The sequence below is a fragment of the Rhodococcus sp. KBS0724 genome (assembly GCF_005938745.2).
GTDB lineage: Bacteria > Actinomycetota > Actinomycetes > Mycobacteriales > Mycobacteriaceae > Rhodococcus_F.
The window spans coordinates 4,905,761-4,927,066 of the sequence record NZ_VCBX02000001.1; the positions used below are offsets into that span (position 1 = coordinate 4,905,761).

Below are 21,306 nucleotides of genomic sequence, written 5' to 3' on the forward strand. Positions count from 1 at the left end.
CCACGTTACTGGGTCTACGGTCTGCCCTTGTGACAGCAGGTAACCCAGACCGGTCCCACAAGATGACTCCTAGCCCCGAGGTCGACCTCGATTTCCCTCGCGAGTGGGTCGAATTTGTCGACCCCGACAACTCCGAACACCTCATCGCCGCTGATATGACGTGGCTGCTCTCGCACTGGACCTGCGTGTTCGGCACTCCGGCATGCCAGGGCATTCTCAGCGACCGCCCAGACGACGGATGCTGCTCGCACGGCGCGTTTCTCTCCGATCAAGAGGATCAGGACAAGCTCGATGCGTCAGTGAAACTGCTCACAGCCGAGGACTGGCAGTTCATGGAGAAGGGTCTCGGCAAGAAGGGCTACGTCGAGGAAGACGACCTCGAGGACGAGCCGGCTCTGCGGACTCGCCGCTACAAGGGTGCGTGCATTTTCCTCAACCGGCCGGGTTTTGCGGGCGGTCAGGGCTGTGCGCTTCACTCCATGGCTCTCAAGAAGGGCATCGAGCCACTCGAGGTGAAGCCGGACGTGTGCTGGCAGCTTCCGATCCGCCGTACCCAGGACTGGGTGGACCGGCCGGACGGGGTGCAGATCCTCAAGACCACGATCACCGAATACGACCGTCGCGGCTGGGGCGAGGGCGGCGACGACCTGTCCTGGTACTGCTCGGGATCACCCGACGCTCATGTCGGCCAGAAACAGGTCTGGCAGTCGTATGCCCCCGAACTGACGGAGCTACTCGGTAAGGCTGTTTACGACGAGCTGGCTCGCCTCTGTAGGCGTCGGGCAGGGCTCGGGCTTATAGCAGTCCACCCGGCAACCACGATCGCTCAGAACAAAGCTCAGGCGTAAAAACGAGTTCAGCCGCCCACGCACTGCGTGGGCGGCTGAACTTCTTCGGAAGTTTCTCAGGCTTCGAGCTTGTATCCCAGACCGCGCACCGTCACGAGATGTTCCGGCTTGGCCGGGTCGGCTTCGATCTTGGAACGTAGCCGCTTCACGTGCACGTCAAGGGTTTTGGTGTCGCCGACGTAGTCCGCTCCCCACACGCGATCGATCAGCTGGCCGCGGGTGAGCACGCGCCCGGAGTTGCGGAGCAGGTACTCGAGAAGATCGAACTCCTTGAGCGGCAACGTGATCGGATTCCCGCCCACCTGGACGACGTGACGTTCGACGTCCATACGGACCGGTCCGGCTTCGAGCACACCGTTGTCCGAAGCCAGGTCTGCCTCGTTCTCGATGCCGCGGCGCAGGACGGCCCGGATCCGGGCGATGAGTTCGCGGGCCGAGTACGGCTTGGTCACGTAGTCGTCCGCACCGAGTTCCAGACCGACAACCTTGTCGATCTCGCTGTCACGTGCGGTCACCATGATGACGGGCACACCGGAACGAGTGCGCAACGCCTTGCACACGTCGGTACCGCTCATACCGGGCAGCATGAGGTCCAGCAGGACGATATCTGCGCCGGAACGATCGAATTCCGCCAACGCCGACGGTCCGTCGTTGACGATGGTGGTCTCGAACCCTTCCTTGCGGAGCAGGAACGCCAGCGGATCCGCCAACGACTCCTCGTCCTCCACGATCAGCACCCTCGTCATCGTTTGGCCTCCATGCCTGTGTCTTTACTGCCTGAGTCTCGTCTACCGCTTCGCCCGGAACCGATGGTTCCCGCGTCGCCGTCGTCGAGGTCGTCGGTCTCCTCCACATGCGCTGGTATCTGCAAGGTGAAGGTGGACCCGGTTCCTGGTTTGCTCCATACGTCGATGGAGCCGTTGTGGTTGGCCGCAACATGTTTGACGATCGCGAGTCCCAGTCCGGTGCCTCCGGTCTGGCGCGATCGAGCTTTGTCGACGCGGAAGAATCGCTCGAATACGCGTTCCTGGTCGGCTTTTGCGATTCCCTCGCCGCGGTCGGTCACGGCGATGGCGACGTTTCCGCCGCGCATCGAGCGGCTGACCGACACCGGAGAACCCTTGGGCGAGTATGCAATCGCATTTTCAATGAGGTTGGACAGTGCGGTCACGAGCAAGGTCTGATCGCCCAGCACCTCCAACCCACTCGGATGATCGGTGGTGACGGTGATCTCGGCAGCCTCGGCCGACAGCCTCGATCGCGACAATGCTTCGGAAACAACGGTATCCACGTCCACGACATCGAGGTCGGGAAGTTTCTCCGCCCCCTGCAGCCGCGAGAGCGCGATCAATTCCGTGACCATCTTACCGAGGCGAATCGACTCGCTGTGCACTCGTTCTCCGAAGTGCCGCACCGATTCCGGATCATCCGCGGATTCGAGCAACGCCTCCGCGAGCAAGCTCATGGCCCCGACCGGGGTCTTGAGTTCGTGACTGACATTCGCAACGAAGTCGCGTCTCGTCGCCTCCATCCGAACCTGCTCGGAATCGTCATCGGCGAACAGGACGACGAAGTTTCGCTCGTCCTTACTGAGCAAACGCGCAACCCCACGGACCGCGATCTTGTCGCGTCCCCGTTGCGTAGTTGTTGCCGTCAGATCTACTTCGACGGATTGACCGGTCTCGAGAACCTTCAGGGCCGCCTGCCATGCCCGCTCGTCGACGCGGCGATTCTTGACCAGCCCCAACTCTTCCGCGCGAGGGTTGAAGAGCACCACGTCGTGATAACCGTCGACAACGGCGATGCCACTCTCCGACGCCAGAACGATCAGGTCCAGGACCTGAGACATGGTGAGCCCCGTCTGTTCTGCAGCCCGTTCCCGGTGCCGTGAACTCAGCCTCGGAATCAGCACACCTCCGACGAGGTATCCGATCAAGCCGCCGATCACGATCAGCAGCACTGCAGTTGCGACACTCACGGCGTAATCGTACGTTCGCACGTCGGGTGGGTTACGGCGGGTTCGAGCATTTCCGCCCGCGTCATCCGCCCGGCGGGCGGCGTTGGCGCCCTGTTCACCTGCCGTTTGCCGGAGCCCCTCGAACCAGCAGTTCGAGGGGCTCCGGAGGTAACCATGTGCGCGTTACTTCGCGCCCTGATTTGCCACCGCGGCGGCGCCTGCTGCGGCCGCCTCGGGGTCGAGGTAGGTGCCGCCCGGGTTGAGCGGCTGCAGGTTCTCGTCGAGGTCGTACCGCAGCGGGATACCCGTCGGGATGTTGAGGCCCGCGATGTCCTCGTCGGAAATACCGTCGAGGTGCTTGACCAATGCGCGTAGCGAATTGCCGTGAGCGGTGACCAGAACGTTCTTGCCTGCGAGCAGGTCCTGGGAGATCGTGTCTTCCCAGTACGGGATCAACCGCTTGACTACGTCGAGCAGGCACTCGGTCAACGGAACCTCGTCGAGGTTTGCGTAACGAGGATCGGTGTCCTGGCTGTATTCGCTACCGGCTTCGATGGCCGGCGGCGGGGTGTCGTAGCTACGACGCCACAGCATGAACTGCTCGTTGCCGTACTCCTCTTTGGTCTGGGCCTTGTTCTTGCCCTGCAGAGCGCCGTAGTGACGCTCGTTGAGGCGCCAGTCGCGGACGACGGGGATCCAGTGGCGATCGGCCGCATCGAGCGCGAGATTGGCGGTGCTGATCGCGCGGCGAAGCAGCGAGGTGTAGAGGACGTCGGGCAGCAGGCCGTGCTCGGCGAGCAGTTCGCCGGCGCGCTTGCCTTCGGCCATGCCCTTGTCGGTCAGGTGTACGTCCACCCAGCCGGTGAACAGATTGAGTGCATTCCATTCGCTCTCGCCGTGGCGAAGCAGGACCAGTGTTCCGATACTCATGCCGTTCATCCTGGCATGAGTATCGGAACCCGTCTTGATCAACCCTGTGCCGAAATCAACCCTGCGTCGAAATCAACCCTGCATCGAAATCAGCTGTGCGCTGCTTCTGCGGTCCGCAGATCCTTGCGGAGGATCTTTCCGGCTGCCGACTTGGGGACGGTGCTGATGAAGGCGACCTTGCGAACCTTCTTGTGCGGTGAGACGCGCTCGGCGACAAACGCGATGACGTCGGCCTCGGACAACGTGGCACCATCCTGCAGGACGACAAACGCCTTCGGCACCTCCTCGCCCTCGTCGTCGAGGACTCCGATGACGGCGGCGTCGGCGATCTGGGGGTGAGTGAGCAGCAGAGCTTCGAGTTCTGCCGGCGGCACCTGGTAGCCCTTGTATTTGATCAGTTCCTTGAGACGGTCGACGATGGTGACGACACCTTCGGCGTCGACGGTCGCAATGTCGCCGGTACGCAGGTAACCGTCGGCGTCGAGGGTGTCTTTGGTGGCCTGCTCGTTTCCGAGGTACCCGGCCATGATGTTGGGGCCCTTGCACCACAGCTCACCGGGCGCGCTGACCTCGCCGGAACCGACGGCCGGGTACGCGACCTCTTCACCGGTGCCCGGATCGACGAGCTTGCATTCCATGTTCGCGATGGTGGGGCCGCACGAGTCGAGTGCGATGTCGTCGCGGTCGAACGGAATCGCGTGGCTGACGGGGCTCATCTCGGACATTCCGTAGCCCTGACGGACGCGGCAGTTCAGACGCTCGGCGACGGCCTTGCCGAGTGCGGCGTCGAGCGGAGCGGCGCCGGAGAAGATGGTGTGCACGCTCGACAGGTCGTACTGGTCGACCAGCGGATGCTTGGCCAACGCGACGGCGACAGGCGGGGCGACAAAGATGTACGTCGACTTCTGCTCGGCGACAATCCGCAGGAACTCCACGAGATCGAACTTCGGCATCGTGATCAGGCTCGCGCGTGCGTAGAGCGCAGCGTTGAGCAGCACCGTCATGCCGTAGATGTGGAAGAACGGCAGGACAGCGAGGATCTTGTCGTCGGCACCGATGCCCATCCGCGGCATGATCTGGCAGACGTTGGCGACCAGGTTGCGGTGGGTGAGCATGACGCCCTTGGGGCGCCCGGTGGTGCCGGACGAGTACGGCAGCACGGCGAGTTGGGTGGCCGGATCGAAGGACACGTCCGGTGCCTGTGCTCCTTCGCCGAGCAGATCGCGCAACGAGAGGTGGCCTTCGGCGCCGTCGAGGACGAAGACGTTCTCGGCCGGGATACCGACCTGATCGGCTGCGACCTTCGCTTGCGGAAGCAGCGGCGAGACCGTGAAGAGGAACGTGGCCTTCGAGTCGGTGAGCTGCTTGGCAATGTCCTCGGCGGTGTAGAGCGCGTTGATCGTGGTCGCGACACCACCGGCGCGCAGGATGCCGTGGAAGACGGAACCGAACGCCGGAACATTCGGTGAATGCAGGGCGACAACATCCCCCACCGCGAGTCCGCGCGCGGCGAGGGCTCCTGCGACGCCGTTGATCTGTGCGATCAGCGATGCGTATGTGGTGACTGCGCCCGAGCTACCTTCGACGAATGCCGTCTTGTCGAGGTCTGCGGGGTCGACGTTTCCGAACAGGAAGTCGTAGACGCTGAGGTTGGGGATTTCAACGTCGGGGAACGGACTCTTGAAGCTCAACGGTGCTCCTCGAAAGGTTGCGCGGCGGGGTGGTGTGACCAACTTACTGTGACTGACGGGAACAGCATTATCCCGTGACGACAGTCACAAGCAAAGATCACTTTACGTGACACATCCGCGATGTGTCTCACCCCCGCGGGTCAGCTCTGCGCGGGCTCTTCCTCGATGAGGTGCTTGAACGGTTGCAGATTCGCCAGCGACTCCCCCCGCGACACGCGCCACGCCCACTCACGCTTGATGGACGACGAGAAACCGAGTTCGAGGATGACGTTGAAATCTCCGTCCGCAGCCTCGAGAACCTGGCCGAGCACTCGATCGAGTTCGTCACCGGTCACCGCATGCTCGGAGATCTTGCCGACGAGATAGATGTCCCCGACCTTGTCGAGCGTGTACGCCACCCCGTACAGGCGACGGTTCCGCTTGAGCAGGAACTTGTAGACACCCTCGAAGTTCTCGTCGACCTTGCGGCACACAAATGCTTCGACCCGCACGCCGTGGTTCCCGACGGTCAGCAAGGTCGACGTCTTGAGTTTGTGCTCACCGGGAAGTTCGACGATGAAATGGGTGCCGTCGCGCTTCGTGAATTCGAGTTCACGCTCGGTGAGGGCTTGTTCGATCGTGTCGGAAACACTGCTCATGTACGCACTCCTCCGGTCCGTCGCAGACGCCACAGTCCCCGCGCGCGGCGGGGCGAGAAGTCACTGGGACCGGTTCCGTTGTTGTAGTTGACGGCGGCTTTGCGGTAACTCTCGAGGAGTCCGTCCGCGGTGTGTTCCCACGAAAAGTTCTCCGCGTGACGCGGAGCGCGGTCAGCGAGGGCTGCGAGACGGGCGGGTTCGGTGACCAGCGTTTCGAGAGCGCCGGCCCAATCCGCCGTCTTGTGCCCCTGCACCAGCAGACCCGTTTCACCGTTGCGGACGGCAACACCCAAACCGCCGACGTCAGCGGCGATCACGGGAGTCCCACAGGCTTGCGCCTCGATGGCCACCAGGCCAAATGATTCCGAATAGCTCGGTACCGCAACAAGATCCGACGCCCGGTACACATCGGCCAGCCGCGTCGGAGCTTGCGGCGGCAGGAAGGTCACCTGCGCCGTGATGCCGAGAGTGCGTGCCAGTTCGATCAAGACGTCCGGCTGAGCCAGGCCGGTGCCGGAAGGACCACCGACGACCAGGATGCGCAACGGCAAGCCCGGATGGCGACTGATGACTTCCGCAGCGGAACGCAGCAGGACATCGGGCGCCTTGAGCGGTTGAATGCGACCGACGAACGTCACGATGACTTCGCCGGGATTCAGGCCGAGCGACGCCCTGGCCTGATCACGATCACCTGGACGATAGAGCGTCAGATCCGCACCCGGAGCGACGACGTCGATACGCGTCGGGTCGGCCCCGTACAACTCGTGAAGAGCTTTAGCTTCGTCGGTGGTGTTGGCAACAAGTCGATCGGACTCGGCCACAACCTGTTGCTCACCGATCTGCCGAGCGGCGGGTTCGGGAGTGTCCCCCTCAGCCATCGACAGGTTCTTGACGGCGGCAAGCGTGTGCGCGGTGTGGACGAGCGGAACACCCCAGCGGTCGCGCGCCAACCAGCCGACCTGCCCGGACAGCCAGTAGTGCGAGTGAATCAGGCTGTAGTAGCCCGGTTCACGACGTGCTTCCTCCCGCAGAACTCCGGCGACGAACGCGCAGAGCTGCGTCGGCAAATCTGTCTTGTCGAGGCCCTCGAACGGTCCGGCAGCGACGTTGCGCACCCGGACCCCCGGTGCGGCTTCGACGACGGGCGCGTCTGCCGATGACGTCGCGCGAGTGAAAATCTCCACCTCGACACCACGTTTTGCCAACTGAATCGCGGATTGCAGGACGTAGACGTTCATCCCACCTGCATCACCGGTGCCTGGTTGCGCCAAGGGCGAGGTGTGGACCGACAGTACGGCCACCCGGCGAGGGCGCGAAATGTGCGTGGGTGTCACGGCTCCATAGTGCCCCCTCACCGGGCGCGAACTCTAACCGAGGCTGGAGACGAACGTTCTCACTTCGGACACGAATCGCGTCGGATCCTCCACGAACGGCCCGTGATTGCAGCCGTCCCAGTACGACGCCTGCGACTTCGGAATGAGTTCCTCGGCGTGTTTACCTGCACTCACGTCGACAACGGAGTCCTCGGTGCCGTGCAGGACCAGCGCCGGGATGTCGAGGGAACGGAGCAATTCGTCGTGACCGACCGCACGGTTGAAAAGTGCCGCCCGCACACGCGGGCGGGTCGCGAGGCTCGCACCGAACAGAGCCTGCGATTGTGCTCCCTTGCCCTCCGGCGGGCCCGTGAGCGCGTTGCCGAAAGCGCCGAGTGCCCGAATTGCCTCACGCGGATCTTCGGACATCGCACCGGGAACAGCGCTGCGCATCGCGGCACCCACCTTGCCGCCCTTCTCGCCGCGTCCGATGCTCGTGATCGCTCCGACCAGGACAATGCCTGCCACCGCGTCGGTTCCGTGTGCTGCCAGGTAATCGCAGATCACCAGTCCGCCGTACGACCACCCGAGCAGCACGGCGTTCTCGGTGATGCCCTCGGCGGCCAGGACAGCGGCAACGTCGCCGGCCCAGTTCGCACTGTTGTCGTAGCCGGCTTCGGGGGCGTCGGAGTATCCGTGGCCGCGTAAATCGACGGCGATCAACCGGTGCGAGGCTGCCAGCTCACTCAGAACCTGGTCACCCCAGCACTGTGCGGACTGCGCCCAGCCGTGGAGCAGGACCAGCGGGGTTGCTTCCGGGGTTCCCGTTAGTCGGTAGACGATGGACGTGCCGTCGACGCTGACGGCTTCACGAATAGACATGCCGTCACGATAGAGGCTGTGACCGCCGCACCGACGGCAAGCGTGTATGCCGACGAAACTCCGTAGCGGTCGATCAGCTGCCCCGCCAGCGCGGATCCGAGCGCCACGCCGACGCCAAGGCCGGTCACCGTCAACGTCATACCTTCGGTGAGTTTCTCGGGTGGAACGATCTGCTCGACAAGAGCCGTGGCGATGATGAGCGTCGGCGCGATTGTCGCGCCGGCCAGGACGTAGGCCGCTGCCAGTCCCGCGACGTTGCCGACCAGCAGGAGCGGAATGCTCAGGACGGTCACGGCAAGGGACGCGATCATCAACTGGCCGCGGAGCGAGCGCACCGGGTGGCGGGAGCCGAACACCAGTCCCACAATTCCCGATCCACCGGCAAACAGGGCGAGGACGACGGTCGCTGACCCGGGCGAATTCTGTTCCTGGGTGAACGCGATGGCACCCACGTCGATGACGCCGAACATGGTTCCCAGCATCACCATCACGACGATGACGATCCACATCGCCGGATTCGCGAGAACGGAGCGCCCGCGGCCCGGTCGGCGTGGATGAATCTTGGGTTCCGTCGATCGCTGCGCCACCAGGAGGAGCGTGCCGACCACCAGAAGAATCACTCCTGCCAGCGGACCGGCTTCGGGAAACAGCCCGATACTCAGACCGACCGAGAGCACCGGCCCCACCACGAAACAGAGTTCGTCGACGACGGATTCGAACGCAAAAGCTGTGCGTAACTCGGGTTTACCGACGTAGATCGCAACCCACCTGGCGCGGACCATCGCACCGATCGTCGGGGTCGCACCGGCCGGGATCACCAGAGCGAACAGCACCCAGTCCGGCGCTTCGAGTCTCACGGACAGCAACAGCGCACCGATGGAGATGGCGCTGACCGCGGCGGCCAGGGGCAGAACCGCGCGCTGCCCGAAGCGATCCACTGTGCGGGACACCAACGGCGCAATGACGGCGCTGGACAGCGCGAACACTGCGGCGAGCGCGCCGGCCAGCCCGTAGTCACCACGAAGTTGCGAGATCATCGTCACGATTCCGATGCCGATCATCGCGATCGGCAACCTCGCGATGAAACCGGCTGCGGAAAAGGCAACCGCGCCAGGGGCGGCGAATATTTCGCGATACGCCCCCATCAGGCCTTTATCGTCGGAACTGGTCATGACTGATTCTCGTGCACCACACAAGGTTCACAGAATAAGTGCAGCCACCACAAATCCGCCGCCGGCGTTGACCTGTCGGTAACTTGCCCTACCATTGCGCGAATGAGTGTCCTGGTGTGTTTCCACGCCCATCCCGACGACGAAGTATTCATCACGGGTGGCGTCATGAGAATGGCTGCCGACGCGGGTCATCGCGTTGTAGTCGTCACTGCCACCGACGGTGCGCTGGGTGAGTATCCCGACGGCCTGCTGGACGAGCACGAAACGTTGGCACAGCGCCGCAGTCGTGAACTCGAGGCATCCACCGACGCACTCGGCGCCAGCCGGGTCGTGTCGTTGCACTATCCGGATTCCGGAATGGTCGGCACCCCTGAGAACGAGAATCCCGACGCCTTCTGCAACGCCGACATCGACGAGGCAGCCGAGCGTCTGGCAGAGGTTCTTCGTGAGGAGAACGCCGACATCCTGACGATCTACGACTCCAACGGCGGCTACGGCCACCCGGATCACATTCAGGTCCACCATGTCGGTATTCGGGCGGCCGAGCTTGCGGGTACCCCGCTGGTCTACGAGGCCTCCACCAACCGCGATCACATGAAGATGCTGATGCTGGCCAACCCGGAGTGGACAGAAGAGGCCCAGCCTCCGGACATCGAGACGTTCGGACTTCCCGCCGAACAGCTCACCACGGCCGTCGACGTCAGTTCGGTGATCAGCTCCAAGCGTGCGGCCATGTACGCGCACGCCACCCAGGTCGGGGATTTCGGGCCGTTCCTCGAGATGCCCACCGAGCAGCTCACCGCGGCCTTCGGTACCGAGTGGTTCCGCCGGCGAGGCGCCCCTGACGGTCTGTCGGAAACTGCGCTTCCGCTGTAGCCGAAGCTCCACATCGGCTTCAAGTTCTGGTTAGCATCGGTAGGCATGGACCTCGAACAACTTGTCGCGAGCATGCCTTTTGCCGTTCACACCGGAGTGCAGTTGGACAGTGCGGCAGCCGAAGAGGTTGTCGGACATCTCGATTGGGACAACCACCGCACCACTGCAGGTAACGGAATGCACGGCGGCGCCTTGATGACGCTGGCTGACAGCGTCGGCGCCGTCTGTGCATTCCTCAACCTGCCCGCCGGCGCTGGCACCTCGACCACGAGTTCGTCGACGGTCTTCACTCGCGGTGTCCGCAAGGGCACCGTCACTGCAACGGCCCGGCCATTGCATGCCGGCCGCAGCACCATCGCGATAGTCACCGAGCTCCGTGACGACGAAGGCCGACTGGTCGCTCAGGTCACGGCATCACAGGCAGTGTTGGGGCCGTGAAACTTCCCGGGTACCGGTCGTCCGGCGCCACCACTCCGTACGGCAATCTGTTTGCCTCGCACGATGTTGCGATGGAGGGCTACTTCTGGCGGTTCACGCTGCCGGAAAGCGGCCGCGTGGTCATCGCACTGGCCGGGATCAATCGAGCCGCCGACGGCCATTGGTCGACGCTTGCGATTGCCGCGCATCCCGGCGGTTTCCTCAGCGACACAGAGCATCCCAGCGGATATGCCGACCCCGACCGGCTAGGCGCTTACGCGGACGACGCTTTTCGCGGCACGACGCATCGGGTGCACGCCGATCTCGAAGCCGCACGCCTGGACGTTCGTATTACGGACCAGCGATTCTGGCCGCGTCGACGCTTCGGCGGGTCCAGCTATTTCCAGTCTGTTCCAGCCCTCAATCAGTATTGGCATCCCTGGCTTCTCGGTGGCCGGGCCGAGGGAACCGCGATCATCGACGGTGAGGTCTGGGATCTCACCGGCGCTCAGGTGTACGGCGAGAAGAACTGGGGCAAGGGCGGTTTCCCCGACTACTGGTGGTGGGGCCAGGCTCAGGGATTTGCCGATCCGAATGCCTGCGTCGCCTTCGCGGGCGGGCAGATCAGCGCCGGACCGCTACGCACCGAGGTCACCGCTGTTGTTGTTGCTCTGCCCGACGGGACCGTGTTCCGGTTGGGAAACCCGGTCACCTCGCCGGTGACCACGGTGGTTGCCGACGACCGCTGGACACTGCGCGGCCGAAATCATCTCTGGAGCATCGAGATCGAGGGCAGCGCCCCCTTGTCGGATGCCCACATTCTTCCGGTCCCCCTCCCTTCGGAACGCCGCAATGTTCCCGGTGCGCTGGAACATCTTGGTGCCACGTTGACTGTGACTGTGCGTCGGCGAGGCGCTGTGTACTGGACCGGCACTTCTCATCTCGCTGCCCTCGAGCACGGCGGGTTGGAGCGCGCCCAGGCTGAAGTCACGAGGCGGGAGCAGATCGCGCCAGATCTATGAGCGCCGACGCCGCCGGATTCTTACCGCCGCGGGCGCGCCACACCATTTCCAGCCGGGACCGGGCTTCGGGTTCGAGGTCGATCCGATGCAACTGTCCCACTGCGGATTCCGGGAGAACTGCCATCCCCAATCCTTGCGCTGCAAGTGAGACGATTATTCCGAGATTGCTGGCCTCGAGCGAAACCGCGGGAGTGACACCGACGGTTGCGCAGGCCGCGTCGAGGCACGTCCTGATACCGGTTCCCGGCGGAAGGCAGATCACGGATCGCTCCTCGAGTTCGGCGAACGGCAGTGTGTCCCTGTCGGCAAGTGGATGATTCAGGGCAACTCCGGCCACCAAACGCTCGTCGGTGATGACGCGGGATTCGAGTCCCGCCGGCAACTCCCCTGCGATCCCGACGACCGCTATGTCGAACCTTCCGTCCACGACACCGGCCACAAGGTTGCGTGAATCGTCTTCGGTGAGAGAAATATCCAACCCTGGATGCCGTGTGTGCAGCCGTGCCAGGAGATCTGTCAGATCTGCCGAGGCACAGGCCGTCACCATTCCGACGGAAACCGATCCGCGGACCAATCCGTTGAGCGCGTCCACGACGTCGCGGGCGCTGTGCACGGAGGCCAAGGCAGCGCGGGCGTGAGGCAGCACCGCGCGCCCCGCCTCGGTCGGACGCACGGTTCGCCCGCTGCGATCGAGCAGCTCCTGGCCCAACTCGCGTTCGAGGCGTTTGATCTGGGCACTCACGCCTGGTTGAGCGACATGGAGGCGCTCGGCCGCGCGGGTGAAGTTCGCTTCGTCCACCACTGCGACGAAGTATTCGAGCTGCCGAAGTTCCATAACTGTTGATTCTAGCTATGAGACAAACTAGATCTTGGACTTATCGTCAGCGTCGCAGCACGATGGAAACATGACAACCAATACAACTCGAACAGCCCGGACCCCGGAAGATATCGCCCGCCTCTTTGTCGAGTTCGCCAATGCCGGCGACGCCGACGCAGTAGCCGGACTCTACGAAGAGGACGCCGTAATGGCATTTCCGCCCGGATCTCTAACCGTCGGACGTTCGGCCATCCGCGACGTGATCGCACAGATGCTCGCCGCCGCACCCACATTCACCGTCGAGAAGGCACTGCCGACCGTCATCAGCGGCGATCTCGCGATGACGTCCACTGCCCCGGCCGACGGTACCGGCGGACGCACTCAGGTTGCGCGCCGCCAGCCCGACGGAGCCTGGTTGCGGGTACTCGACCGACCGGAACTGTAACCGGCGCAGACGAAGTCAGATAACTGCCGCCCGGCGCATCGCCGCTGCCGGATCGGCGAACAACGAACTCAGCGACACCACCGTCGACGCGTATTCCTGCACCCGATTCCCGAAGCCGGTGATCCGAATGTCCTTACGCTCCAAGGACGACGTCGTCGAAAACGCCTCGGCGACGTACGGCGCACCGGCCGGGTAATCGGTGAAGGCCTGACCACCGAGGATCACCCGATCCGGGTTGAACAGATCACGCAACAGCGCCACCGTGCGACCGAGCACCCGTGCACGTTCAACCAGGAGTTCGTGTGCCGCAGCCGAACCGGCAGTGGCAGCGGCGTACACGTCGGCGATGGTGATGCGCTCGCTGCCCTGAACCACCGCACCGCTCGACAGCGCCTGCGTCACTATCGCTCGATCACTGATCGTTGCTTCCAAGCAGCCCACGGAACCGCAGACGCATTGCGCCGACGACCCGGTCGGAAGGTGCGCGATCGAACCGGGTCCGCTGGACGGGGTATGCACACGACCCTCGAAAGTGATCGCGATGCCGGATGTTTCGCGTGCATAGAAGTACAGCGCAGTGGTACCAGTCGCCGGGGTCTCGGTGCGATCGGCGCTCAGCAGCAATTCGGATGCGGCCATGGCCTCGACGTGCGCGGCAACCGAAACCGGCAAGCCCAACCCGGCTCCGATGACGGCACCGACCTTTGCACCCTTCCATCCCAACCGGGGATGGTCGACCACGCCGGTAGCGGAGTCGACTCGGCCACCGATAGCAACGCCGACAGCAAGCGGTCGACGCTTGTGCCACCGGGACATGAACGATTTTGCCGATCGCGCGATGGTGGCAAGTGCAACAGAAGAATTGGTGGCGGGCGTCGGGATTTCGACGGCGCCGAGTACACGGCCACGAATATCGCTGGCGATGATGCTGGTGACGGCGGCACCGATGTGGATGCCCACCGTCAGATACGGCTCGTGGTTCACCTCGAACGGAACCTTCGGGCGACCGATGGCACCTGAGGCAATCAGGTCAGCTCGCTCACGGACTACTCCGAGGTCGAGCAGGCTGGTGACCTGCCGATTCACGGTTGCAATGCTCAGCCCGGACGCCTTGGCCGCAGTGTCACGCGAAATCGGACCTCGCAGCCGAGCGATGCGGAGGACCGTTGCCGCCGGTCCGTCGGCGATGCGCAGTTCGGGTGCAACAACTTGGGGCCGTGGTCCGGAGAGAACGGTTCGTGATCGAAGCGGTGGAGCGGAAAGTGTGGGTGTCGACATAGCAGTCCCTTGCAGAAAGAGGAGAAAGCGCACACTTCAGCCATCGAACCGGCATCAATGCTGGTCCTGGAAGAAAGACTGGAGAGCGGCGCAGAAAATTAGCTGCAGAAAGAACGGCGGCAACAACACAGTTCGCGTGCCAGAGGCAGACGCGACCCCAACGCAGCGGTCACATAGGTGACACGCAAAGCGGCAGGCTGGTCGGTCGACATAGATCCAAAAATAGCAGCTCTGCCCGATTTCACCAATCGGGGCGGTAACGATCACAGTGAATACAACTCTGGCCGACCGCACAAACTCCTGTTTGAGTGCTGTCATGACCGGCGCAAACACCACTCCTCCACCACACGCACGCGGCTACGAGGGGTTCGGTGGTCGGATCGGCCGAACCGCAGCCGGTTCTGTCCCGTCTTGGCCGTCGACGCCGTCGCCCGCCTCGGAATCACCCAACATCGTTGTCGTCCTGATCGACGACATGGGATACAGCGATATCGGCCCGTTCGGATCGGAAATCGAAACACCCACCCTGGACCGGCTTGCCGCCCAGGGAGTTCGATTCACCAACTACCACACAACACCCCTGTGCTCGCCCTCGCGGGCAGCGCTCCTCACCGGCGTAAATCCGCATCGTGCGGGTTACGGGTTCGTGGCAAACGCCGATCCCGGCTACCCGGGACTGCGGCTCGAGCTTGGCGACGACATCCTGACCCTTCCCGAAATCCTTCGCGAATCCGGTTACGCCACATACGCCGTCGGAAAATGGCACCTTGTCCGTGACGCAAACCTCGCCCCGGGCCGCACCCGAGACTCCTGGCCGACGCAGCGCGGATTCGACCGCTACTACGGATCGCTCGAAGGGCTCAACTCCTTCTACCATCCCAACCAGCTGATCTCCGACAACTCCGTCGTCGACGTCGACGAGTACCCCGAGAACTATTATCTGACAGACGATCTCACCGACAAAGCTGTCAGCTACATCAAAGATCTCCGTGCGCACGACGCGGAGAAGCCGTTTTTCCTCTACTTCGCACACGTTGCCATGCACGGACCGTTGCAGGCCAAACCCGAAGATCAAGCCAAGTACCGGGGCCGCTACGACGAAGGGTGGGACCGAATCCGGGAGTCCCGCTTTGCCGCTCAGCTCGCAGCGGGACTGTTCCCCGAAGGAACGCGGCAGGCACCGCGTAATTCCGAGCCGGGCTTCGACGTTCCCGAATGGGATTCACTGACGCCGCAGCAGCAGTCGCGGTTTGCCCGATACATGGAAGTGTATGCGGGCATGGTGGATTCGGTTGATCAAAGCGTGGGCCGCATTGTCGAGACACTCGAAGAACTCGGCGAGCTGGACAACACCATCATCGTCTTCACCTCCGACAACGGTGGCACCGCGGAGGGCGGGTCGGACGGCACGCGCAGCTACTTCGCGCAATTCGCGCACGTGCAGGATCCCGAGTGGGTTGGCGACGTCCCGCACGACGAATCGTTGATCGGTGGTCCACAGTTGGGTGTTCACTACCCTCGCGGGTGGGGACAGACGTCCAACACCCCGTTCCGTTTCTACAAGGGCCAGTCGTTCGCCGGTGGCGTCCGAGTACCGTTTGTCCTGTCGTGGCCGGCAGGTATCAAGCCAGGCGCAAGCGACAACGGCATTCGAGACCAGTTTGCCTACGTCACCGATCTGACCCCGACCCTCCTCGATCTTGCGGGCATCGACGTTCCCACCGTGCGTCACGGCCTGCCCGCAAAGGAATTCGACGGCGTTTCGGCTGCCCACCTTCTGCACTCACCGGTCGCACCGAGTTCCCACACCGAGCAGTACACCGAGATGACCGGCAACCGCGGGTACTACAAAGACGGCTGGAAACTGCTGGCGCTGGCCCCCGAAAACATCGACGAACCCGACTGGCAACTGTTCGACGTCACCGCCGACCCCACCGAACTGAACAATCTTGCCGCGCAGTACCCGGACAAGGTCCGCGAACTCGCCGACGCCTGGGACAACTCGGCGTGGGCAAACACCGTCTTCCCACTGCTGGGCTACGGCGTCGGGGCAGTGCGCCGGCCCGAAGAACAAGCACTGTCGCGGCCCGTACGAATCCTGGCCGGCACCCCAACGCTGGAGCGATACCGATCGTCGAGGCTCATCGCCTTCCGCGATTTCGACATCACCGTAGAACTGAGCGATTACCAGATCGGCGACGCCGGTGTCCTCGTCTCACACGGCGACCCCCAAGGCGGGTACATCCTGTACGTCGAAGACGGCCATCTCCATCTCGGATACAACGCCTTCGGGGACTACCGAAGCATCGACACCGGGCCACTCGCAGCGGGCAGCACCCGCATCGACGTGGCGGTGACAGTCGCGCCCCGCCTGCGCTGGAATCTCGACGTCAGCGTCGACGGCGTCCCGGCCGGCCAACTCCGCGATCAGGTCCAACTTGTGGGCATGGCGCCGTGGACCGGTATCTCGGTCGGCGTCGATGCCCGCGGACCGGTGTCCTGGGACCTGCACGGTCGGCGTGGCAGCTTCCGCTACAGCGGCGCGCTCCGAGCCGTCACGTACACCCCGGGAGCCGTCCAGGTCCCGGCTCGTCACATCGAATCCATCGAGCGGGAGGCAGAGTACGCGGCCGACTAGCCCTACGATTACGTCATGACCATTTCTTCCGATGCCCGCGTCGCTGTTGTCACCGGAGCCAGCTCCGGAATCGGCGAGGCCACTGCCCGTACACTCGCCGATCAGGGATTTCATGTTGTGATCGGGGCCCGGCGCCTCGATCGCCTCGAGAAAATCGCCGAGGAGATCGGCGGCACCGCCCTCGAACTCGACGTCACCGACGAGGATTCCGTCGACGCTTTTGCCGCAGTCCTGCCGCGAGTCGACGTCCTGATCAACAATGCCGGTGGCGCCAAAGGCCTCGCGACGGTCATGGAGGCCGATCTCGACGACTGGCGCTGGATGTGGGAAACCAACGTGCTCGGCACATTGCGCGTCACAAAAGCGTTGCTGCCCAAGCTCATCGATTCCGGCGACGGTCTGGTGGTCACCATCACCTCGATCGCCGCACTCGAGGCATACGACAACGGTTCCGGGTACACCACCGCGAAACATGCTCAGGCCGTTCTGCATCGGACTCTGCGCGGCGAATTGTTGGGCAAGCCTGTTCGATTGACAGAGATCGCTCCCGGCGCCGTCGAAACCGAATTCTCCCTGGTCCGTTTCGAGGGTGATCAGGAGAAGGCCGACAAGGTGTACGAAGGCATCACTCCGCTCGTGGCTCAGGACATCGCCGAGATCATCGGGTTTGTCGCGGCGCGGCCGTCACACGTGAACCTCGATCAGATCGTCGTACGCCCGCGTGATCAGGCAGGTGCGGGACGCTTCCACCGCACAACCACATAGAGCTACCTCTTCGTGACTACCACTTCGTGACTACCTCGTCGTGGGAATGGCAGTGCTGATCGCCGTTTCCACGTCGAGGTCGGAAGCCGCAACAGCGCTGAGCGTTTCGCCACCTCTCACGATGTACCGACCGTCGTCGGCGAAGTCGTTCCACTGAAAGACCACATCACCCCGGTGCGGTCTGCTGTCTACAGCACTGCCCGACGAGATGGTGATTTCACCGATCGACGTACGCGGCCGACGAAAGAACCTCCCCAGCTCCTCGGCTGGTCGCGGATCATCAGCTCGACTCAAGATCGACTCTCCCGAAACATGTTTCACGTTCCGAGCTGACGCAACCCGAACCTTCCCCGCGGGGCACTGCGGCAAATGTGCGACCATCGCCGGCACCAACACCGACGCCCGCTGCACCGAAAGAACAACATCGGAGCCGGAATCAGCTGACTCACCGGGCAACTGCGCTAGCAGCACACCCCATTCGCCTGCGATCACACCGTGCAGTCGTATCACCGTGTTCATCTGAGGGCCGTGAAATCCTGACACTTCGATGCGCACCGTGGGCTCCGCCAGCATCGCCGCAGCGGCGGTCACACTCTCGTCGAGAATCTGCTGGATCCGTTGTGCAGCGTTTGTCCGTTGCACAGTCAGTTCGGTCATGGTTTCGGCCACCGGACAGAATTTCAACGGGTACGGCAGTCTGTCCCGACCGGTGGCTTCCCACAGAATCTGGAATTCCAATCCGGTGAAACGCCACTGTGGTGCGTTCACTGCCCCAGCACCGGCGGCGTGACCAGCGGCAGGTCCCCGATCAGTTCGTTTCCGTTGTCGAGTGTGATGAGGTAGCCCGGCGTCTCGTGCATTTTGTCGTCGTCGCCTTGTCCGCGGCCGCCTGCCATGCCTCCCATTCCGCCGGCCATCATGCCGCGGCTACCGGCTGCCCCGAGACTGCCGCCGCCGCGAGCACCGCCACTACCGCCGGCACCACCCAGGCCGCCGCCCGCGACGCTGCCGCCCAAACCACTGCCACCCAAACCACTGCCACCCAAAGCACGGCCGGCTAAACCACTCGTGCCCAGTCCACCGCCCGTGAGGCCACCACCTGCCCCACCTGCAGATCCACCGCCGCCAGATCCACCAGTTCCAAATCCACCAGTTCCAAATCCACCCGTTCCAGGTCCACCGGTGAGACCGTTGCCTCCACCGAATCCGGTGATGTTTCCGGCTCCGGGGACGGACTGCGGCCCAGCGGAAGCCGCCGAGGTGGTGGCCGGCCCAAAATCACCTTCACCCTGGCCGTTTTCCAACCCCGATAGCGGTCCGCCATCGCCGACCCCGGCGCCGGGCGTCGCACCTGATCCACCGGCCGACCCACTGTTACTCGTGCCGTCGACAGGCGGTTCGGTACCCGTACCACCGGCCGAATCCGCTGCGCGTTGTTCCGGCCCGCCAGATATTTGGTAGTTGCCCATGGCAGATGCCGCTTGCTCACGCGACGCCTGATCGGCACCGATCTGGAAGGGACTACTGCCGCCGGAGGTTCCGCCGCCGGCATTGATGGGATTGAATGCGGGCGGCAGGACGGGAACCTGATCGTCGGCACGCTTCAGGTACGGCAAGTAGACCTCTTTCATGACTTGCCGTGCCAGCCGCTCTGCTTCTTCTGCCTCGTGTTGCGCCTGACGCCACGACTCCCCCGGAATCATGCTGATGACCTGTTCCACAACCGACGCGTCGCTGGGCCGCGGTATCGACTGTTTTGCCTGTCCCAGCGCAATCTTTGCTTCTTCGACTTTGTTGGCAATCAGTTGCACGCGGGTCTGAAGTTCTCGGCCGTCAGCGGAGTACGCAATAACTGCCTCCAAGGCCGCAGATCCGCCCTTGCCCTGCCAGCCGTCGCCGATTGCCGATCCCACGGCGTCGTTGAAGGCCGAGATCCCCGTCGCGACCCGCCCCGAAATCTCTGTCCACGCGGTGCTGATCGCGGCAAGGACGTCTGGCTTCATCTCGTCGACATGCGCGAAAATTCGAGCATGAGACATGGCGTCGAAAGGATCGTCTTCCATGATGGCGTGTTCGCTGTACTCCAACGCTGTCGCCCGCGGAGTCACCGCATCACGGATCGCCCAATTCATTTCGCGTTCCACATCAGCGAGCCTCGATGCTTCGGCAATTGTGTCGTCGAACTCGCCGCGATCATCGGTGAAATGTTGGAGCACACTGGTCGGGGCCAATCCGACATCGACAACTCGACCCGGGATCGCCGCCAACTGGCCGAATACGCCCGTCACAATTTCTGAACCGCCCACGACCGTCCCCCGAATTCATCCGTGTCTACCTGGGTAGACGCATCGGTGATGCCAGCGGTTCCGTCGCGGGAAAGTTTCTTGTTGCTCAGGCGAGCGCGGACATGGACTTCCAGGTCGGGAGATCGATCGCCCAGTCGTAGATGTCGCCGTCGGCGGCGGAGAGGTCGATCGACGTCCCGGTCACCTCGACGGGATCGCCGTACAGCGCGGTTCCGAAATACTCCTGCGCATCCGACATCGAGAGATTGATGCATCCGTTGGTGACGTTGGACGAACCCTGAACTCCCGTGGTTTCCGGGTTTGCGTGGATGAACTCACCGTTGTTGGAAATGCGGACAGCCCACCGTTCGCGAACGTTCTCGTAGAACGGTGGATTGGACATGAGAAAGTCTTCGTACTTCTCGGTCACCATGTGGATACCGCTGCGCGTGACGTTGCGGGCTTCGTTGCCTTCGCCGTAGCTGACGGGGATATCCATGATGGTTTGGCCGTCACGGACGACCTGCATACGGTGGCTGGGCGCGTTTGCCTTCACGATCTGGCTACGACCGATAGTGAAATCGAGCGTCAGGTCCTGATCGCCGTACGCGCCGCCGCCGTAGTTCAGTCCGTACAGCTTCGCGTCCAGGTGAACCACGGTTCCCGGCACCCAGTACTCGGCGGGACGCCAATGCGCTCGCGAGCCCCCGTTATCGTCCGGCAGCCACGCCCACGAACCTGCGGTCGGCGGAACACTCGTGACGACAAGCGCCTTCTCCACTGCCGCTTTGTCGACGACGGAGCTGTCGAACTGGAGGGTGATCGGCGCTGCTATTCCAACTTCTTGACCGTCGGCGATATTGAGGGTGCCGCCGGTTTGTGATTCGGGAGTCAGCGTCGTGAAACTGCCCTCGACGGAAACGGTTTTCCCGTCCGTGCCGGTGGCGGAACCGGACCACGAATACGTGGCCGCGTACCCGAGAGGCTCGCTGACGACGTACGACGTCCGGTCTGCAGACAGCTGACCTGCGACGGGTGTGCCCGCCGAGTTGTTGAGCGCAACCTCGTCGAGAGTGCCGCCCGTGACGGTGACGGACACCGGCGCAATCGGGCTGACGTCCCTGGCACCGACAACAGGCGTAGCAACAACCTGCGCAACGGGTGCTTTCTCAGCTGGTGATGCCTCGCCGGCCGTCTCGGCGCCACCGATGGTGCATCCCGCAACAGCGAGCATCGCCGCAAGCAGAACAGCTACCAAAGCAGCAAGACGCGAACGTTTTCTCCGAATACCCAGCTGATGCACCTCAACAGGCTACCCGCGCTCACTACTGT

20 protein-coding genes are annotated in these 21,306 nt (G+C 63.4%); 7 read left to right on the forward strand and 13 right to left on the reverse strand.

Annotation, left to right across the window (positions count from 1 at the left end):
• The first annotated feature begins 62 nt into the window (after window positions 1–62).
• Window positions 63–848, forward strand: coding sequence for a hypothetical protein (locus FFI94_RS22600; protein WP_138869776.1), 786 nt, complete (start codon window positions 63–65; stop codon window positions 846–848).
• Window positions 849–904: 56 nt separating this feature from the next.
• Here the strand turns inward: FFI94_RS22600 and FFI94_RS22605 are convergent, their stop codons facing one another.
• From FFI94_RS22605 to FFI94_RS22640, 8 genes are all read right to left on the reverse strand, one after another.
• Window positions 905–1,594, reverse strand: a complete 690-nt coding sequence (locus FFI94_RS22605) for a response regulator transcription factor (protein WP_138869777.1) — start codon at window positions 1,592–1,594, stop codon at window positions 905–907.
• On the reverse strand, window positions 1,591–2,826 hold the full coding sequence (locus FFI94_RS22610; RefSeq protein WP_138869778.1) for a cell wall metabolism sensor histidine kinase WalK: 1,236 nt from the start codon (window positions 2,824–2,826) through the stop codon (window positions 1,591–1,593). The genes FFI94_RS22605 and FFI94_RS22610 overlap by 4 nt, the downstream gene beginning before the upstream one ends.
• Before the next feature lie 162 nt (window positions 2,827–2,988).
• Entirely contained in the window at window positions 2,989–3,744 is a 756-nt protein-coding gene (locus tag FFI94_RS22615; protein ID WP_185993285.1) for a phosphoglyceromutase, read from the reverse strand.
• An 80-nt stretch (window positions 3,745–3,824) separates the two neighbouring features.
• Window positions 3,825–5,426, reverse strand: coding sequence for an AMP-binding protein (locus FFI94_RS22620; protein WP_138869780.1), 1,602 nt, complete (start codon window positions 5,424–5,426; stop codon window positions 3,825–3,827).
• 140 nt (window positions 5,427–5,566) lie between these two features.
• Window positions 5,567–6,064: a YbjN domain-containing protein gene (locus tag FFI94_RS22625; RefSeq protein WP_138869781.1), complete on the reverse strand. Its 498-nt coding sequence runs from the start codon at window positions 6,062–6,064 to the stop codon at window positions 5,567–5,569.
• A complete protein-coding gene (mshA, locus tag FFI94_RS22630; protein ID WP_185993286.1) occupies window positions 6,061–7,419 on the reverse strand; it encodes a D-inositol-3-phosphate glycosyltransferase in 1,359 nt (452 codons plus the stop codon). The genes FFI94_RS22625 and mshA overlap by 4 nt, the downstream gene beginning before the upstream one ends.
• A 12-nt stretch (window positions 7,420–7,431) precedes the next feature.
• Window positions 7,432–8,259, reverse strand: coding sequence for an alpha/beta fold hydrolase (locus tag FFI94_RS22635; RefSeq protein ID WP_138869783.1), 828 nt, complete (start codon window positions 8,257–8,259; stop codon window positions 7,432–7,434).
• On the reverse strand, window positions 8,205–9,431 hold the full coding sequence (locus FFI94_RS22640) for an MFS transporter (RefSeq protein WP_138869784.1): 1,227 nt from the start codon (window positions 9,429–9,431) through the stop codon (window positions 8,205–8,207). The genes FFI94_RS22635 and FFI94_RS22640 overlap by 55 nt, the downstream gene beginning before the upstream one ends.
• Before the next feature lie 102 nt (window positions 9,432–9,533).
• On the opposite strand from FFI94_RS22640, the gene FFI94_RS22645 reads away from it, so the two are divergent.
• From FFI94_RS22645 to FFI94_RS22655, 3 genes are read left to right on the forward strand one after another with little or no spacing between them, the layout of a single operon-like run.
• A complete protein-coding gene (locus tag FFI94_RS22645; protein ID WP_138869785.1) occupies window positions 9,534–10,307 on the forward strand; it encodes a PIG-L family deacetylase in 774 nt (257 codons plus the stop codon).
• Between the two features lie 45 nt (window positions 10,308–10,352).
• Window positions 10,353–10,745 (forward strand): PaaI family thioesterase, encoded by a 393-nt coding sequence (locus FFI94_RS22650; RefSeq protein WP_138869786.1) that lies wholly within the window; start codon window positions 10,353–10,355, stop codon window positions 10,743–10,745.
• Window positions 10,742–11,746, forward strand: a complete 1,005-nt coding sequence (locus FFI94_RS22655; RefSeq protein WP_260684240.1) for a tocopherol cyclase family protein — start codon at window positions 10,742–10,744, stop codon at window positions 11,744–11,746. Before FFI94_RS22650 ends, FFI94_RS22655 begins: the two co-directional genes overlap by 4 nt.
• On the opposite strand, the gene FFI94_RS22660 is transcribed toward FFI94_RS22655, so the two are convergent.
• On the reverse strand, window positions 11,712–12,581 hold the full coding sequence (locus FFI94_RS22660; protein WP_138869787.1) for a LysR family transcriptional regulator: 870 nt from the start codon (window positions 12,579–12,581) through the stop codon (window positions 11,712–11,714). The two genes, FFI94_RS22655 and FFI94_RS22660, sit on opposite strands and share 35 nt — an antisense overlap.
• Window positions 12,582–12,651: 70 nt before the next feature.
• Between FFI94_RS22660 and FFI94_RS22665 the strand changes: the two genes are divergently transcribed.
• On the forward strand, window positions 12,652–13,008 hold the full coding sequence (locus FFI94_RS22665) for a nuclear transport factor 2 family protein (protein ID WP_138869788.1): 357 nt from the start codon (window positions 12,652–12,654) through the stop codon (window positions 13,006–13,008).
• A gap of 15 nt (window positions 13,009–13,023) precedes the next feature.
• On the opposite strand, the gene FFI94_RS22670 is transcribed toward FFI94_RS22665, so the two are convergent.
• A complete protein-coding gene (locus tag FFI94_RS22670; RefSeq protein WP_138869789.1) occupies window positions 13,024–14,286 on the reverse strand; it encodes an ROK family protein in 1,263 nt (420 codons plus the stop codon).
• Between the two features lie 316 nt (window positions 14,287–14,602).
• Here FFI94_RS22670 and FFI94_RS22675 point away from each other — a divergent pair, with 316 nt between their 5' ends.
• Both FFI94_RS22675 and FFI94_RS22680 read left to right on the forward strand, forming a co-directional pair.
• Window positions 14,603–16,924 (forward strand): arylsulfatase, encoded by a 2,322-nt coding sequence (locus tag FFI94_RS22675; RefSeq protein WP_138869790.1) that lies wholly within the window; start codon window positions 14,603–14,605, stop codon window positions 16,922–16,924.
• 15 nt (window positions 16,925–16,939) lie between these two features.
• A complete protein-coding gene (locus tag FFI94_RS22680) occupies window positions 16,940–17,689 on the forward strand; it encodes an SDR family NAD(P)-dependent oxidoreductase (RefSeq protein ID WP_138869791.1) in 750 nt (249 codons plus the stop codon).
• A 30-nt stretch (window positions 17,690–17,719) separates the two neighbouring features.
• On the opposite strand, the gene FFI94_RS22685 is transcribed toward FFI94_RS22680, so the two are convergent.
• From FFI94_RS22685 to FFI94_RS22695, 3 genes are all read right to left on the reverse strand, one after another.
• On the reverse strand, window positions 17,720–18,457 hold the full coding sequence (locus FFI94_RS22685) for an ESX secretion-associated protein EspG (RefSeq protein WP_138869792.1): 738 nt from the start codon (window positions 18,455–18,457) through the stop codon (window positions 17,720–17,722).
• Window positions 18,454–19,995 carry a hypothetical protein gene (locus FFI94_RS22690; protein WP_138869793.1) on the reverse strand — a complete coding sequence of 514 codons (1,542 nt, stop codon included), beginning with the start codon at window positions 19,993–19,995 and terminating at the stop codon, window positions 18,454–18,456. Before FFI94_RS22690 ends, FFI94_RS22685 begins: the two co-directional genes overlap by 4 nt.
• Window positions 19,996–20,080: 85 nt before the next feature.
• Window positions 20,081–21,277 carry an Ig-like domain-containing protein gene (locus tag FFI94_RS22695; protein WP_138869794.1) on the reverse strand — a complete coding sequence of 399 codons (1,197 nt, stop codon included), beginning with the start codon at window positions 21,275–21,277 and terminating at the stop codon, window positions 20,081–20,083.
• Window positions 21,278–21,306: the final 29 nt, after the last annotated feature.